The organism is Paenibacillus sp. USDA918EY, assembly GCF_009870825.1.
In the GTDB taxonomy this organism is placed as follows: Bacteria; Bacillota; Bacilli; order Paenibacillales; family Paenibacillaceae; genus Paenibacillus_AQ; species Paenibacillus_AQ albilobatus.
The window spans coordinates 1-16,068 of record NZ_WTWY01000024.1 but is presented as its reverse complement, the minus strand read 5'-3'; the positions used below and the strand labels follow the sequence as shown (position 1 = coordinate 16,068).

Annotated in this window: 17 protein-coding genes and 1 riboswitch; of the genes, 13 read left to right on the top strand and 4 right to left on the bottom strand. The window is 56.5% G+C overall.

The window, feature by feature from the left end:
* Window positions 1-14: 14 nt before the first annotated feature.
* Genes GQY55_RS28390 through GQY55_RS28375 form a run of 4 tightly spaced genes read right to left on the bottom strand, consistent with a single transcriptional unit; the run spans window position 15 to window position 2,684 of the window.
* Window positions 15-1,124: a DUF4097 family beta strand repeat-containing protein gene (locus tag GQY55_RS28390; RefSeq protein ID WP_160045297.1), complete on the bottom strand. Its 1,110-nt coding sequence runs from the start codon at window positions 1,122-1,124 to the stop codon at window positions 15-17.
* On the bottom strand, window positions 1,121-1,642 hold the full coding sequence (locus GQY55_RS28385) for a hypothetical protein (protein ID WP_160045296.1): 522 nt from the start codon (window positions 1,640-1,642) through the stop codon (window positions 1,121-1,123). Before GQY55_RS28385 ends, GQY55_RS28390 begins: the two co-directional genes overlap by 4 nt.
* On the bottom strand, window positions 1,639-2,061 hold the full coding sequence (locus GQY55_RS28380; protein ID WP_160045295.1) for a zf-HC2 domain-containing protein: 423 nt from the start codon (window positions 2,059-2,061) through the stop codon (window positions 1,639-1,641). The genes GQY55_RS28385 and GQY55_RS28380 overlap by 4 nt, the downstream gene beginning before the upstream one ends.
* On the bottom strand, window positions 2,058-2,684 hold the full coding sequence (locus tag GQY55_RS28375; RefSeq protein ID WP_160045294.1) for an RNA polymerase sigma factor: 627 nt from the start codon (window positions 2,682-2,684) through the stop codon (window positions 2,058-2,060). The genes GQY55_RS28380 and GQY55_RS28375 overlap by 4 nt, the downstream gene beginning before the upstream one ends.
* 440 nt (window positions 2,685-3,124) lie before the next feature.
* Between GQY55_RS28375 and prfA the strand changes: the two genes are divergently transcribed.
* The 13 genes from prfA to wecB form a co-directional block, all read left to right on the top strand.
* Window positions 3,125-4,192 carry a peptide chain release factor 1 gene (prfA, locus tag GQY55_RS28370; RefSeq protein WP_160045293.1) on the top strand — a complete coding sequence of 356 codons (1,068 nt, stop codon included), beginning with the start codon at window positions 3,125-3,127 and terminating at the stop codon, window positions 4,190-4,192.
* 4 nt (window positions 4,193-4,196) lie between these two features.
* Complete coding sequence (gene prmC, locus GQY55_RS28365; RefSeq protein WP_160045292.1) at window positions 4,197-5,165, top strand: peptide chain release factor N(5)-glutamine methyltransferase; 969 nt, start codon at window positions 4,197-4,199, stop codon at window positions 5,163-5,165.
* Between the two features lie 88 nt (window positions 5,166-5,253).
* Window positions 5,254-6,483: an FtsW/RodA/SpoVE family cell cycle protein gene (locus GQY55_RS28360; protein ID WP_160045291.1), complete on the top strand. Its 1,230-nt coding sequence runs from the start codon at window positions 5,254-5,256 to the stop codon at window positions 6,481-6,483.
* 94 nt (window positions 6,484-6,577) lie between these two features.
* On the top strand, window positions 6,578-7,762 hold the full coding sequence (locus tag GQY55_RS28355) for an FtsW/RodA/SpoVE family cell cycle protein (protein ID WP_160045290.1): 1,185 nt from the start codon (window positions 6,578-6,580) through the stop codon (window positions 7,760-7,762).
* Window positions 7,763-8,049: 287 nt separating this feature from the next.
* Window positions 8,050-8,757, top strand: a complete 708-nt coding sequence (gene spoIIR / locus GQY55_RS28350; protein WP_201452263.1) for a stage II sporulation protein R — start codon at window positions 8,050-8,052, stop codon at window positions 8,755-8,757.
* A 235-nt stretch (window positions 8,758-8,992) separates the two neighbouring features.
* Window positions 8,993-10,117 (top strand): L-threonylcarbamoyladenylate synthase, encoded by a 1,125-nt coding sequence (locus tag GQY55_RS28345; protein WP_160045288.1) that lies wholly within the window; start codon window positions 8,993-8,995, stop codon window positions 10,115-10,117.
* A gap of 97 nt (window positions 10,118-10,214) precedes the next feature.
* On the top strand, window positions 10,215-10,775 hold the full coding sequence (locus tag GQY55_RS28340) for a manganese efflux pump MntP (RefSeq protein ID WP_160045287.1): 561 nt from the start codon (window positions 10,215-10,217) through the stop codon (window positions 10,773-10,775).
* 41 nt (window positions 10,776-10,816) lie between these two features.
* Entirely contained in the window at window positions 10,817-11,404 is a 588-nt protein-coding gene (locus GQY55_RS28335) for a low molecular weight protein arginine phosphatase (protein ID WP_160045286.1), read from the top strand.
* A gap of 150 nt (window positions 11,405-11,554) precedes the next feature.
* Window positions 11,555-11,637: riboswitch (ZMP/ZTP riboswitch) on the top strand.
* Window positions 11,638-11,790: 153 nt separating this feature from the next.
* Window positions 11,791-12,246 carry a ribose 5-phosphate isomerase B gene (gene rpiB / locus GQY55_RS28330; protein ID WP_160045285.1) on the top strand — a complete coding sequence of 152 codons (456 nt, stop codon included), beginning with the start codon at window positions 11,791-11,793 and terminating at the stop codon, window positions 12,244-12,246.
* A 12-nt stretch (window positions 12,247-12,258) separates the two neighbouring features.
* Entirely contained in the window at window positions 12,259-12,870 is a 612-nt protein-coding gene (locus GQY55_RS28325; RefSeq protein ID WP_160045284.1) for a TIGR01440 family protein, read from the top strand.
* A gap of 188 nt (window positions 12,871-13,058) precedes the next feature.
* Complete coding sequence (glyA, locus tag GQY55_RS28320) at window positions 13,059-14,306, top strand: serine hydroxymethyltransferase (protein ID WP_160045283.1); 1,248 nt, start codon at window positions 13,059-13,061, stop codon at window positions 14,304-14,306.
* A gap of 363 nt (window positions 14,307-14,669) precedes the next feature.
* The gene (gene upp, locus GQY55_RS28315; protein WP_160045282.1) at window positions 14,670-15,299 is read left to right on the top strand and encodes a uracil phosphoribosyltransferase; all 630 of its coding nucleotides are present in this window, start codon (window positions 14,670-14,672) and stop codon (window positions 15,297-15,299) included.
* A gap of 21 nt (window positions 15,300-15,320) precedes the next feature.
* Window positions 15,321-16,068: non-hydrolyzing UDP-N-acetylglucosamine 2-epimerase (gene wecB / locus GQY55_RS28310; protein ID WP_160045281.1), on the top strand; the 748-nt coding region annotated here is incomplete at its 3' end.

Sequence of the window (16,068 nt, the reverse complement as noted above, 5' to 3'; positions counted from 1 at the left end):
TCGGTTGCTTATTTTTAGTTCTCGTAATTCACATTGATGCTGCCGTTGGATGTCGTCAGCTCGACATGATGGGAACCGTCGCCAATCACGGCGCGTTTACGGTTGTCGCCGCCATCCTCGGCCCACGCGATGCCGCCTCCGATGGACGAATTGGAGGTTTTGGCTTTGATTTCGGCGCTCGCGTTTTCGGGAACCTTGAGATTGATGCTGCCGTTCGTGCTGCTGCAGGTCCAGTCGCCGCCAATGGCGGAAGCGCCCCGGATCGCTCCGTTGGTCGTCTTGGCGGTTACCTCTCCGGCCACGCGATCGATCGTAAGGGACCCGTTGGTTGATTTCAACTGTGCAGAGCCGCCGATGTCCGCCACCCGAACCGCACCGTTCGTCGTTGAAGCGGATACGTTGCCTTTTACTTGCTCCAGCGCAATGGACGAATTGGTGGTCAAGGCGGTGAAGCCGGCGTCCAATTGCTTCCCGGTCACCGAGTCGTTTTTGGTACGAACCTTCACCTCAAGCGATTTCGGCACGGATACGTTCACATATTCCTCATCCGGGAAGAAGCCGATTTGAAACAAGATTTCGGGATTATCTTCGAGCGAAAGGACGAGCGTGTCCCCGGACGGATTGACCTTCCATCTTTCCTTGGCTTTCCGATCGGCATCTTCCTGGTTTTTAGCGTCGCGGAACCGGAATTTTCCGTCGTAGGCAAGTTTGGCATCTTCGGTGCCGGTGACGTTGACTTTCCCATGGTCGACCATGATCTCGACGCGTTTAATGCCGCTCCCTATTTCCGTTTGCCCTTGAACGGCGCTGACATAACCGCGGTTGAACAAGCTGCTTAGATCCGGCAGCACGGTCTGAACCGTGCTAACCAGCAGCAAAAGAATCAGGATCGTCACGCTGAAGCCGCCAAGCCTCACTCTTCTTTCGGAGTGGATGATATTGGCGATCACCACCTCGACGCCAAGTAGAATAAGCAGCATGGGCCACACATATTTAAGCGCCTCGGACGAAATGATGTTGTTGAATTGCAATAAAACGATGACGCCGACGCCGATCAGGCCGATGGCGGAAGTCCAACGGCCGACCTTGATGGGCGGAGGCGTCTGATTCACTGGGGGGTTCATAAAGATTCGCTCCCTCTACGATCGGGTTTTTTAAACAGCAGCCGCAAGCCGTAGCCGATTAATGCGACGGCGAGCAGGAAGCTGGCCGTATTTTCCTGAAGCACCCAATGCCAAAGCGCTGGAAAAATGGTCACGAGCAGCACCGCGGCGCCTGCAATGACGCAGCCGACCCCGGTCCAAACCGGATTCAGCTGGTTTTCCCGCGGATATCCGCCCATCGCCATCAAATCCTGCATCGACCAAGGATATCCGAAGGTCTCCTGGCCCATCATCATGCGTTCATGCTCCAGGGCCGCGGCTTTCATCCAGGCCGCTCTTTGCAGCGCGTCGAACAGCTGGTAAAACCAGAGAATCGCCAGCGCGAACGAGAAAATCATCGGAATGGACGGAATCAAAATGATGCAGGCTGCGGTTCCGATCATAAGTTGCAGTCCTTGTTTGGCAAATCCAAGATACAGGTGCCCCACACCGGGAATGAGCGCGAGCAAAAACGTAAGCCATCTACTTTTTTTAATCATCGTTTACCCTCCTTAAATAAGTGATTTACGGAATGCGAGAAGATTTCGGTCGCCTGCGAAATGCCTGAGCTCAAATGTTCGAACACGCCGAACTGGAACAGGCAGAAGGCCAAGCAAGCCGCCACCCCGAAATGGGCGATCACCGATTTTCGGGAATTCCTAGGCCTCATTCGCGAAGCCTGGCGCGTATATAGAGGCGGCATCTGCCGGATTTCACCCATGATGTCCGCCGTTAGATCTGGAAAATCGGTCTCCTGGTCAGGCTGCTGCCAGATGAGGGCCATTTCCTGCACCTCCTTGTGCCATGCCTGACACGCAGGACAGGTACGCAGATGCTGTTCGATATAAAGGGAGGATTCAGGAGGAAGTTCCCCAGCGGTATAAGCCCCCAGTTGATATTGGATCAATTCGCATTTCATCGTAATTCCTCTCCTTTCTTACGCATCATGGCCCTTGCGCGGTACAGCTGGGATTCCACCGTTTTGGCGGTAATCCCGCGCCGTTCGGCGATTTCCTGATAAGAGCACTGCTCGAAATAATACATCCGGACGGCCGACCGGTACGGCTCAGCGAGCTCGTCGACCATCCTTCGGAGCCTGCTGCTCCTTTCTTCCGACAACACGATTTGTTCCGGGGTCTCATTGGTGACCCAGTCGTTTTCGCTGACTTCTCCCGGACTCCGCCGCGCCTGCTCGCGCTGCTGCGCGCGCTTCCAGTCGAGACATTTGCGGACGGCGATCTGGTACAGCCAGGTGGAGAAGGAGGAATCCTCGCGGAAGGCGGGAAGGGCGGAATAAGCCTTCATGAAGATGTCCTGCGACAAATCTTTGGCCGACGTTTCGTCGGATGTTATTTTAAGGCACACGTGGTACACCATGTTTTGGTACCGCTGCACCAGAAATTTGTAAGCTTCCGGATGGCCGGCCTTGACGGCCCGGACCCACTGCAACTCTTCCAGTCTTCTCCCCTCCTCCTGTTTCATTTCGTTTGACGACGGGCCCGGAACGAACCCTGCAAGATTTTTAAAAAACTTTTTTTCCATTGTACCGCATGGCCGAAGAAAGCTGCGTTTTATTTTGGAACGATAGCGATAAAAACATCTCCGCGAAAGCGGATCGGCATGCATCGGTCAAAGAGAGGCAAGGGCTTCGGCGGTTTTGCCGATGGCCTTTGCATGCTTCTCATTTTGGGCATAAAATAAGGTTTAACCGTCGGCATTGCCCTCAAGCCGGGAAGCTTGAAGTCCGGCAGTTTCGCGTTCCGTGGGTCCCTGTTTTGAGGCTGGAAAAAACGAATGATTCATGGTATAATAAAAAGTCGTCTGTCCATGGTATGTTAACAAAAGGATAAACGGCTTTTTCTTCATAATGATACTAAACGCACTTAAAATAGCCCCATAAAGCGACGCGTGGCCTCTGAAGCTTATTCCGATTACTTTGCGGGGCCCCGGAATATATTAAAAAACAGGAGAGGTGACCCCCCTTGTTGGACCGATTGCAAGCCTTGGCAGACCGCTACGAAAAACTGAGCGAGCTGCTGTGCGACCCTGACGTTGTGAACGACAGCAAGCGACTTCGGGAATATTCGAAGGAACAATCCGACTTACAGCCTGCTTACGAGGCTTATACTGAATATAAAACCGTAACGGAAGAGCTGGAAGCCGCCAAAGCGATGCAGGGCGAAAAGCTCGACGACGACATGCGCGAAATGGTCAAAATGGAAATCGAGGAGCTGACTGCCCGGCAGACCGAGCTTGAAGAGCGCATCCGCGTTCTGCTGCTGCCCAAAGATCCGAACGACGACAAAAACGTCATCGTCGAAATCCGCGGCGCGGCAGGCGGCGACGAAGCGGCGCTGTTTGCATCCGATCTGTACCGCATGTACACCCGTTATGCCGATACCCAAGGCTGGCGCGTGGAGCTGATGGAAGCCAACATGAACGACCTTGGCGGCTTTAAAGAGGTCATCTTCATGATCAACGGCCGCGGCGCGTACAGCAAATTGAAATACGAAAGCGGAGCGCACCGCGTGCAGCGCATTCCGGCGACGGAATCGGGCGGGCGGATCCATACGTCGACCTCGACGGTGGCCGTCATGCCGGAGGTCGAAGATATCGACATCGAAATTCTCGACAAGGATATCCGCGTGGACACGTTCTGTTCCAGCGGCGCGGGCGGACAATCCGTCAACACGACCAAATCCGCCGTGCGGGTGACGCACATCCCGACCGGGATCGTAGCCACCTGCCAGGACGGAAAATCGCAAAACTCGAACAAAGAAAAGGCGCTGCAGGTGCTGCGCGCCCGCATTTTCGATATGAAACGCCAGGAAGAGGAAGCGAAATACGCCGGCGAGCGCAAAAGCAAAGTCGGCACCGGGGACCGCAGCGAGCGGATCCGGACCTACAACTTCCCGCAAAGCCGCGTGACGGATCACCGGATCGGCTTGACGCTGCATAAGCTCGATCAAGTGATGAACGGCGAAATCGAGGAAATCATTTCCGCCCTGAACATTGCCGAGCAGGCGGAATTGATGGAAAAAGGGGAATAATGCTTTGCAAGAAACCACATTCGTGATGACGCCAAAGCAAACGATACGGGAAGCCTTTGTTGAGGCTTCCTCTTTTTTAAGCGCGTGCGGCGTGACGGAGCCGCAGCGCAGCGCCCAGCTGCTCCTGGAGCATGTGCTGGGGCTTGCAGGGGCGGCCTATTACATGGCCTTGCCCGAGCCGTTTCCCGGGGAGCGCCGCGAAGCTTGGGAGCGCGCGGTGTCGCGCCGCGGGGCCGGGGAGCCGGCGCAGTACATTATCGGGATGCAGGAATTTTACGGCATCCCGTTTGAGGTGACGCCGGCCGTGCTTATTCCGCGGCCGGAAACGGAGCTGCTCGTGGAGGCCGTGCTGAAGCAGGCCGAGCGGCTGTGGCCGGAGGGCGCCGCGCGAAGCGGCGCTCCAGGCGGACCCGATGCCTCCGGCGAAGGGGCATCGGGCAAAGGCGGCGCGCTGCGCAAGCTTGAGTGCGCCGACATCGGCACCGGCAGCGGCGCCATCGCGGTCACGCTGGCGCTGCACGCCCCGCGCTGGCATGTCCGTGCCAGCGACATCTCGGCCGGCGCGCTGCGGGTCGCCGCGCGCAACGCCGCCGCAAACGGCGCGCAGATTGACTTCCTGGAAGGCAACCTGCTTGAGCCGTTTGCGGGCGGTGGGTTGGACATTCTGGTGTCCAACCCGCCGTACATCCCTGCGGCCGACATCGCCGGCCTGCAGCGTGAGGTGCGCGACCACGAGCCGCGCACCGCTCTCGACGGCGGCACGGACGGACTCGCCCCGTACCGCCTCATGATGGAGCAGCTGCCGCTGCTCCAGGCCCCGCCCCGGCTCATCGCCTTCGAGCTCGGGCAGGGGCAGGCACGGGACGTAGCGGCGCTGCTGCGCGCCGCGGGCCATTGGGACGAAATCATCGTCGTCCCCGACCTTGCCGGCATCGAGCGTCATGTGATCGGCATTTCGAATACGCCGCGGTAAATTTTTCTTTGCATCCGGTTTAAACTACAATAGAGGTATTGAGGCTTGGGGAATTTCGCCAAATCCAAAACATATTGGAGGATGCCGCATGCTGCAGAAATTCAAACGCATGGACATGTCCATCATTCTCATCCTGCTTGCGTTGATGGCGTTCAGCCTGCTTTCCATTTACAGCGTCACGGCCGGCAGGCCGAAAATCGGGCATTATTCGGAGCGGATGGCCGCCTATTATGCGGTTGGTTTCGCGGCCTTTTTGAGTTTCTCGCTGACCAGCTACAAGCTGCTGATCAGGTATGCCTTATATATTTATTTGTTCGGCTTGATGCTGCTGGTGCTGGTGCTGTTTTTCGGCAACGAATATTACGGCGCCAAAGGGTGGATCACGCTTCCGGGCGGCCTCAGCCTGCAGCCGGCCGAATTGTTTAAACTGTTTCTCATCATTTTCATATCCTTCCTGCTGGTGCGGAAGCGGAAAAACAAACTGAAGTTCTGGCGGGACGTGGTTCCGCTCGGTTTTGTCACGTTTGTGCCGTGGGCGCTCGTGATGCTGCAGAACGACCTCGGCAACGCGCTCAGCTACATGGTGATTTTGGCGGGGCTGCTTTGGGTCGGCAACATCAAATACAGCCATGCCCTCATCGCTTTGGCGGTCGCCTTCGCCGCGGTGTTTGGCGGCATCCAGGCTTACATCCATTATCATGACAAGGCGGTCAAGCTGATAAGCGAGGACCTCGGCAAAAAGCACTGGATCGCCCGTTTTGACCCGTGGCTGGTGCCGGATCTCGCCTCCCGCGACGTCAGCTGGCAGACGTACAACGCGAAGCTGGCCATCGGCTCCGGCGGGATCGAAGGCAAGGGCTACATGAAGGGGACGACGATCCAGTCCGAGCGCGTGCCGCTGGCCTACGCCGATTCGATTTTCGTGCAGATTGCCGAGGAATACGGCTTTATCGGCTCTTCGGTGCTGCTTCTGCTATATTTCATTCTGATCCACCGGATGGTGCTGATCGCGGCGGATTGCCGCGACCGGGCGGGGCCTTATTTGATCACGGGCATCATCACGATGTTCGTCTATCAGATTTTCGTCAACATCGGCGCATTTATCGGCCTCATGCCGCTGACCGGCATCACGCTCCCTTTTATCAGCTATGGGGGAACCTCGCTGGTCATCAACATGGTCAGCATCGGGGTCGTCATGAGCATCCGGATTCACGGGCAGGAGGAGGAAGAGCCGTTTCCGCTTCCGGAAAGTACGGTGGAAAGCGGCTGGTACGGCAAGGTTTTCCAGCGTATTCGCAATGGATTTAACAGGAATTGAATATGGGGCTGCTATTCCATTACAATAGTACAGTGAGTTTTTAACTAGGATCACGGCAAGAAGGGCGGGAGAGGCCCGCACAGGGGGATAGCACATGCTTCAAAAGCTGAAAAAAGTGGATTATGTCGTCGTGTTTATACTTTTGATATTCATGGGCGTCAGCATTATGGCGATATACAGCGTCACGACGGGGACCAAGTTTGCGGGCTCCCACATCAAAATGCTGTATTTTTACATTTTGGCGTTTGTCGTATTTTTCGGACTGGTTTTATTGGACTACAAGGTGCTCGTTAAATATGCGTTATATATCTATCTGTTCGGGATATTGCTGCTGATTGCCGTCAACTTTATCGGGTCCGATGTGAATGGTGCCCAGGGGTGGATTAAGTTCGGAGGATTCAGCCTTCAGCCGGCCGAGCTGTTTAAGCTGATTTTGATCATTTTCCTGACGTACTTATTGATGAAAAGGCCGAAGGCCAAACTCTCGTTATGGAGAGACGTGCTGCCGATCGGGGGTCTGACCTTCATTCCGTTTGCGCTGGTTATGGTTCAAAACGACCTCGGTAACGCCCTCAGCTATATTCTCATATTGCTTGGGCTGCTGTGGATCGGCAATATCAAATTTCTGCATGCGTTTCTGGCCCTCGTTATTTTGGCGGCGGTGGCTGTCGCCGGAATTTTTTCTTACATCCATTTCCATGACAACATCGAGAAATTTTTGAAAAATATCGGGCGGGAGCATTGGACGGAACGGATCGATCCTTGGCTCGTTCCCGATAAAGCGACGGCCAAGGCCTCGTATCATACGAAAAACGCCAAGCTTGCCATCGCCTCCGGCGGCATGATGGGCGAAGGGTACATGCAGGGAACGTCGGTGCAGTCCGGCCGCGTGCCTTACACGTATTCCGACTCGATTTTCGTGGAAATCGCCGAGGAGTTCGGATTTGTCGGGTCATCGGTCGTTTTGCTGCTGTATTTCATTTTGATCCACCGGATGATCCTGATTTGCCTCGAATGCCGGGACCGGGCGGGGCCGCTGCTGATCGTCGGGGTCATATCCATGATGCTGTATCAAATTTTTGAAAATATCGGCGCGTTTATCGGCCTCATGCCGCTGACGGGGATCACGCTTCCGTTCATCAGCTACGGCGGCACGTCGCTCCTCATCAATGTGGCCAGCATCGGCATCGTGATGAGCGTTCGCGTTCACGGGCATGAGGTGAGCGAGGATATCGTTTCGCCGGCGCCGCAGAAAATGTCGGCCACCAAGCAGGCTTGATCGAATAGGTCCGTTTTTCCTCGCCTTGAACGGCAAGGAGAAGCGGCCTTTTTCGTTTGAAGGAAAGTGCAAGCTTTGAAAACCGTACGCCTGCGCCTCGGAAAAACCGTCGATACATGCGATTTGCCTTCTTGGGGCGTCAGTAGATGCTTTTTTTTATTTTCGCTAGATTTAAAGATTACCGGGTTTAGACTCTATCAATTCCGGCCATACTGGTCAGTATCATAGCAGGATTTGATAGAGGGGGCGCGGAAGGCATGTGGAATCATAATGAAAAAGAAGACCGCTTGCGGTCTTTGGTTAAGAATACCGCTATTATTTTTTGTATCATGTTGATGCTTGCCATGACTTGGGAAGCGCAAAAAACGGACGCTGCCGTTGCCGGGGGGCCGATTCCCCAGGAATCGATCCGTCTGCGCATTTTGGCCAACTCCGATGATCCGGACGACCAGCTGGTCAAAAGGCAAATCCGCGATGCGGTGGTCGAGCAAATGGATGCATGGGTCCAGGCTCTGGAAAATCCGCAAAGCCTGGAAGAGGCGCGGGAGACGATTCGGGAGCATTTGCCCGAACTAAACGAACTGGTCGGAAGGGAATTGGGGAAGAAGGGAATCGGCTACGATTACAGCGTAGAGCTGGGGGTCGTTCCATTCCCTACGAAATTGTACGGAGGAACCGTTTATCCGGCAGGCAACTATGAAGCGCTGCGGATTACGCTGGGCGCCGGCAAAGGCCAAAACTGGTGGTGCGTGCTGTTCCCGCCGCTTTGCTTCATCGACGCCGGCAGCGGCGATGCTGCGGCGCAGCCGGCGGCCAAAGCGGAAACGGCCAAGGTGCAGGGCAAAGCGAAAAACACGGCTTACAAACCGGGAGACTCGGCAGTGAAAGCCGTAAAGGCTTCGGAGCAGCCGGTCAAAGCTTCCGAACCGGAGGTTCGATTCTTCCTCTGGGATCTGTTAGAAGGGATCTTCAGCTGGTTTAAAGCTTTGTTCTAAACAAGTCTAGCACGGGGACACCGTACGGATCGGGCCGGTTACAACCTTCGTTTCAGGTGTGTTAATATAGGGGTACAATATATACGCGGTAAATAGGATTAAAACGGCTCAACGTCACAATCATTGCCAGGCGTCCGGAGGTTGAACGGCTTTTTGGCCGGCCGCCGCAGCATTGATTCGTTTTGAGCCTTTTTCGATACCGGGTGAACCATTCGACAGAAAGACAGGGATATCCATGGAACGTACTGATCAAGAGTTTGGGACGGGACGGCCGTCCACCCCTTATTGGCGCATCGGGCCGGAACTGTTGTCCGATCCCGCCAAGCTGCGGGAGGAACTGAAGCCGGCGGCTGCAATTCTTCGGGAAGGAGGCGTGGTCGCTTTTCCGACCGAAACGGTGTACGGCCTTGGCGCGGACGCGCGTTCGACGGCGGCGGTCGAGGCGGTATTTGCGGCGAAGGGCAGACCGTCGGATAATCCGCTTATCGTCCATATTGCGAACCGGGGCGGATTGGACGGACTGGTGAAGGCAGTGAGTCCTGCGGCACAGCGGCTGATGGATGCCTTCTGGCCGGGGCCGCTGACGATCGTGCTGCCGGTTCAGCCCGGCGCGCTGTCGCCCCGCGTGACGGCAGGACTGGACACGGTGGGGATCCGGATGCCGGATCACCCGGTGGCGCTTGCGCTCATCGCGGAATCGGGCTGTCCCGTAGCGGCGCCGAGCGCAAACCGTTCGGGGCGCCCGAGCCCGACGCTGGCCGGCCATGTGATGGAAGACCTGGCCGGCACGATCGGCGGCATCGTCGATGGCGGCGCGACCGGCGTCGGCGTCGAATCGACCGTCGTTCAGGTGGCGGAGGACGGTTCCGTCATCGTTCTCCGTCCGGGGGGGGTCACGCTGGAGCAGCTGTCGCAGGCGGCGGGAGCGCCCGTGCGTTTGGACCCGGCGCTCCTGCCCGACGCCGGGAGCGATCACATCGAAGCTCCGAGAGCCCCGGGGATGAAATATACCCATTACGCCCCGAAGGGCGTGCTTCGGATCGTCACCGGGCCGTCGGCGGCGGGAGTGTCCGATTGGATCAGCCGGAGCTTGCGGGAAGCGGCTGCCCGCGGCGAGCGAACCGGGGTTCTCGCTTTCGAGGAGCACATCGGACGTTATCAAGCGGATTGCATTGAAAGCCTGGGCAGCCTGTCCGATTTAAGCGCGGCTGCGCATCGCCTGTACGCCGCCCTCCGCCGCATGGATGAGGAGGGCATCGGCTTTATTTTATCCGAGGCTTGCCCGGAAGAAGGCCTTGGAGCCGCCATTATGAACCGTCTTCGAAAGGCGGCGGGACAGCGGGTGGTCCGGCTCGGCTGAACTTCCCGGTAGCTTGGCCGCCAACACGTACAAGTCATGATTGTCCACATGTCCGCATATGGTTGTACAAGAACCTAACGGACATGGGGGAATTGGAATGTTGGAGACATCCGCCGGTTTGGGTCAGCTGATTGCGATCCTCATTATGGCCGCGGCACTTGGTATGGATGCTTTTTCTTTGGGCATCGGGATCGGCATGAAAGGGATTCGCCTGCTGCATGTGTTGAAGATCAGCGCGCTCATCGGCATATTTCATATCCTGATGCCGCTTTTGGGCATGTACGCCGGGCAATACATGAGCTCTTTGCTTGGGCAGGTGGCGGATTACGTCGCCGGAGGACTGCTCATCCTGCTTGGGGTCCACATGGTGTTCGGCTCTTTTAAAAGCGGGGAGGACCGGGTGATCGACCATCGCTCGCTGCTGGGCATGTTGCTGTTCGCCTTGAGCGTCAGCGTGGATTCCTTTTCCGTCGGGCTTTCGCTCGGGATGTTCCAAAGCAACCTGGTTTTTACCGTTTTGGCCTTTGGAATCATCGGCGGGGCGATGTCGGTGATGGGGCTCCTGCTGGGCCGAAGGGCCAGCCGCAACCTGGGGGACTACGGCGAGGCGCTGGGAGGCGTGATCCTGCTGGCATTTGGCCTCGCCTTTATCTTTTGATACAATAATCGCCAAAGAACAATTCGGGAGGTGCGATAGACGTGAAGCATATCTTGTTTGTGTGTACCGGGAACACGTGCCGCAGCCCGATGGCGGAAGCTCTTCTCCGCAAAATGGCCAAAGACCGCGGCATCGCTGTCGAAGCCCGTTCCGCCGGCGTCGCGGCCATGGACGGCTTGTCGATGTCGCGTCATGCGGAAGCCGTTTTGCGCGACCACGAGATCGATGACCGTCTGACATCAAAATCGTTGAAGCGGGATGCGGTGGAGTGGTCCGATTTGATCCTTACGCTTACCCAAAGCCATAAGCAGCAGGTCATCCGGAACTTTCCGCAGGCGGCGGACAAAGTGTATACGCTTAAAGAATACGTCGAAGACGACGAGGGCGTGTTAAACGACCTGAAAGAGCTGGACGGCCTGTACGCGACTTGGGAGGTCAAACGCTCGCTCGGACAGGAGCTGACGAATGAGGAGCGGGAACGCCTGATCGAAATCCAGCAGCGCGTGCCGAGCTTCGATATTTCCGATCCTTTCGGGGGATCCCGGGAGGACTATGATTTGGCGGCGGCCGAAATCCGTGCCGCGATTGAACGGCTGCTCGACAAGCTGGAGGCTTATCGCGCGTCCTGAAAACGGCCTGCCGCGCGCCGGATCTTTTGCGGGATTGCTGCCGTTCGTTCGGAAGAAGTCGTGGAAGCCCGTCATCAGGGCGGCGAAAGGGCGAGAATGAAATGGCTTGCTTTTCGGCGCTTAATGGCTTATGATGGTTGTGAAAAACCTTGGATCCGGTGTAACTGGCGACAACTGTGGATCAAACCACGATGGAGCACCGGATGATACGGCCGGTCGCCTGGGCAAAAGAGCAATTCTGCGGTAACCCGCGGACTGCTCTTTTTTGTATTCATGAGGGAGTTTTGCGTCATCCCCGTGAAGGTATTTTCATCTTGTGGCTTTGAAATAGGGTATAATGTACAAGAAGCCACATAAGCACGAAATTCAGGGAGGTTTTTCGAAACATGAAGATTGCTGTGGGAACAGATCACGCGGGTGTGCGTTTGAAGGAAGACATCATCGCCGTCATTCGGGAAATGGGTCACGAGGTCGTGGACGTGGGGTGCAGCTGCGCTGACTCCGTGGACTATCCGGACTATGCCCTGCCCGTATGCGAGCAGGTCGTCTCGGGTGAAGTGGATCGCGGCATTCTTATTTGCGGAACCGGGATCGGCATGAGCATCGCGGCGAACAAGGTTCCGGGCATCCGCTGCGCGCTGGTGCATGACGTATTTTCCGCCAAAGCGACCCGGGAGCACAACGATTCCAACGTGCTCGCAATGGGCGAACGCGTTATCGGTCCCGGCTTGGCGCAGGAAATCGCCAAAATCTGGCTCGGCACGCCGTTCAGCAGCGGGGAGCGCCATACGCAGCGGGTTAGCAAGATCAAAGCGATCGAGGACCGTTATCTGCAGCATTAGGGAGGTGTTCGCATGGAATCGGCTGAACCGAGCATTCCATCGGAAGTTTCGCTAAAAGAGCAAGTATCGGATATTTTGCGGGAACTGGCGGAAGCGGCGGGCCTCGGCCCCGGCAAAGTCGTCGTGGTCGGAACCAGCACGAGCGAAGTGGCTGGCCGCCGGATCGGCACCTCGGGAGCGTTGGAAGTGGCCCATGAACTGCTGGAAGGCATCCGGGAAGTCAGCGGCGAGTTCGGATTCGAGCTCGCGTTCCAGTGCTGCGAGCATTTGAACCGGGCACTCGTGGTGGAGCGTTCGCTTCTTGCGGCGCTGCGGCTTACCGAAGTGGCCGCCGTTCCCGTTCCGAAGGCCGGCGGGTCGATGGCCAGCGCCGCCTACCGTTCGATGAAGGAGCCGTGCTTGGCCGAATCCATCGAAGCGGATGCAGGGATCGACATCGGGGAAACGCTGATCGGCATGCACCTGCGGCGCGTGGCCGTCCCCTACCGTACCAAGCTGCGGTACGTCGGGCAAGCGCGAGTTAATGCCGCGTTCACCCGCCCGAAGCTGATCGGCGGCGAGCGGGCCGTCTACCGGATATTGCCGGAGGAGCAGGAAGCGGGCAGCGCATCGCAATGCGATTAGGCATCGGGATTTAACAGTAGGGGCAACAAATATGGCTCAATATTAGTTTTGATCAAAAGCGAAAGTAGCGGAGGGGACGGAATCGATCAACAGCGATCGGAAGAACGATCCGCAACCGTAGCGGCCACCTCGCACGATGTTGTTTGAGCCGCAAATATGAAAGTTTATTTTAAGGGAGGAACAAGAAGATGGATCAATTGCGTAAAGCAGACCCAGCGGTATTGGATGCGATGAATTTGGAGCTGAAGCGGCAGCGCAGCAACATCGAGCTGATCGCTTCCGAAAATATCGTCAGCGAAGCGGTAATGGAAGCGATGGGCTCCGTTCTGACGAACAAATATGCGGAAGGTTATCCGGGCAAACGTTATTACGGCGGATGCGAACGCGTCGATATCGTCGAGGATATCGCCCGCGACCGCGCGAAGCAGCTGTTTGGCGCGGAACACGTCAACGTGCAGCCGCATTCCGGCGCACAAGCGAACATGGCGGTATACCTTGCCGCGATCAAGCCGGGCGATACGGTGCTCGGCATGAATTTGGCGCACGGCGGCCATTTGACGCACGGCAGCCCCGTGAACGCATCCGGCCTGCTGTATAACTTCGTCGCATACGGCGTTCGCGAAGACAACTTCCTGATCGATTACGACGAAGTGCGCAAAGCCGCATTCAAACATCGTCCGCGGCTGATCGTTGCCGGCGCCAGCGCGTATCCGCGCACGATCGACTTCGAAGCATTCGCTTCGATCGCAAACGACGTGGGCGCATTGTTCATGGTCGACATGGCCCATATCGCTGGCTTGGTAGCCGCCGGCGTTCATCCAAGTCCGGTGCCTCACGCCCAATTCGTCACGACGACGACGCACAAAACGCTGCGCGGTCCGCGCGGCGGCATGATCTTGTGCAAGCAGCCTTGGGCGCAGGCGATCGACAAGGCGGTTTTCCCTGGAACCCAAGGCGGACCGCTCATGCACGTCATCGCATCCAAAGCCGTCGCTCTCGGCGAAGCGCTTGATCCTTCGTTCAAAACCTATGCCCAAAACGTCGTGAAAAACGCCAAGGTTCTTGCCGAAACACTGATCGGCGAAGGCCTGAACATCGTGTCCGGCGGCACGGACAACCACCTGATGCTGGTCGATACCCGCAGCGTCAACATTACGGGTAAGGACGCCGAGAAGGTGCTGGATTCCATCGGCATTACGGTCAACAAAAACGCGATTCCATTCGATCCGACCAGCCCGTTCGTCACGAGCGGCATCCGGATCGGCACGCCTGCGGCCACCTCGCGCGGCATGGACGAAGCGGCGATGGAGAAGATCGGCAAAATTATCGCCATGACGCTGAAGCAGCCGCAGGACGAAACGGTGCTGTCCAAAGCGGCTGCCATGGTGAAGGAACTGACGGATCAATATCCGCTGTATCCGGAACTCAACTATTAAATTCGAAGCGACGTACACCTGAAAGGGCTGGAGGCTTGGCCTCCGGCTCTTTTTTTAATAAATCAGGGATTCCCGCAAGTGGCTGATTCGGCTTCATTGCTAAGGCCGCGACTTGCGGGTTGTTTGCATAAGCCCATACCCATTCCGGACGGATCCGGCGACCAATCGGCCAGTCGTCTTATGCCCTGTGTCACAAAAGGTTTAATCTTCCGCGGCTTAGGGCGAAAATAAACATGTGAAACGTGGTGCAATTTCATTTCAGGGAATGATATAATAAACAAGATTTGTGTACCTGGACGTCTTTGCACATGGCAAACCGGCACTGGCAGCACTAAGACTTACAATTACCGGAGGGACAATACAATGGGAAAACTGGTGATTTGCGATCACCCTTTGATTCAACACAAGCTGACATTTATCCGTGATGTGCGGACAAACACAAAAGATTTCCGTGAACTTGTTGACGAAGTTGCTTCTTTGATGGCTTATGAGATTACGCGCGAGGTTCCGCTCGAAACGGTGAAGGTTCAGACGCCTGTCGCTGAGATGGACGGCAAAATTCTTGCCGGACGCATGCTCGGACTTATTCCGATTCTGCGTGCCGGCCTTGGCATGCTCGACGGGATTTTGAAGCTTATTCCTGCAGCCAAGGTGGGCCATGTCGGCTTGTTCCGCGATCCGGAAACGCTGCAGCCTGTCGAATACTACACCAAGCTGCCTACGGACGTGACGGAGCGCGAGCTGATCGTCATCGACCCGATGCTGGCAACGGGAGGCTCCGCGATCGCGGCAATCGACGTGCTGAAAAAACGCGGCTGCACCCAGATCAAAATGATGAATCTGATCGCTGCTCCGGAAGGCGTTAAGGCCGTACAAGAGGCTCATCCGGATGTAGACATCTACGTCGCCGCTTTGGACGAAAAATTGGACGACCATGGATATATCGTGCCGGGTCTCGGCGATGCCGGAGACCGTCTATTTGGAACCAAGTGAAGCGAAAAGAGGTTATAGCACATGTCTAAAATAAAAGTAATGACCATATTCGGCGTACGCCCGGAAGCGATCAAGATGGCGCCGCTCATTTTGGAGCTTGAAAAGCATCCAGAGCATATCGAGTCGGTGGTTTGCGTGACCGCGCAGCATCGCCAAATGCTGGATCAGGTGCTCGACGTGTTCAAAATCAAGCCGGATTACGATCTGGATGTGATGAAGAACCGGCAGACGCTGAACGAAGTTACCATCCGCGTGCTGGAGGGGCTTGAGCCCGTGCTTCGCGAAGCGCAGCCGGACATCGTGCTGGTGCACGGCGACACGCTGACGACTTTCCTGGCCAGCTATGCGGCGTTCCTGCAAAAAATCCAGGTGGGGCACGTTGAGGCCGGACTCCGGACGTGGAACAAGCTTTCTCCGTATCCGGAAGAGATGAACCGCCAATTGACCGGCATCCTCGCGGATCTTCATTTTTCGCCGACGGATTGGTCCGCGGGCAACCTGAAACGTGAAAACAAAAATGAATCAAGCATTTATGTCACAGGCAACACCGTTACCGATGTGTTTCAATATACGGTACAGCCGGACTACACGCATCCGGTTCTGGAGTGGGCGGCAGGCAAAAGGCTGATCCTGATGACGGCGCACCGCCGCGAATCGCAAGGGGAGCCCCACATGAATATTTTTCGCGCCGTCAAACGGATCGCCGACGAATTCGAGGACATCGCCATCTGCTATCCGGTTCATCTAAGCCCTGCGGTAAGAGAACCGG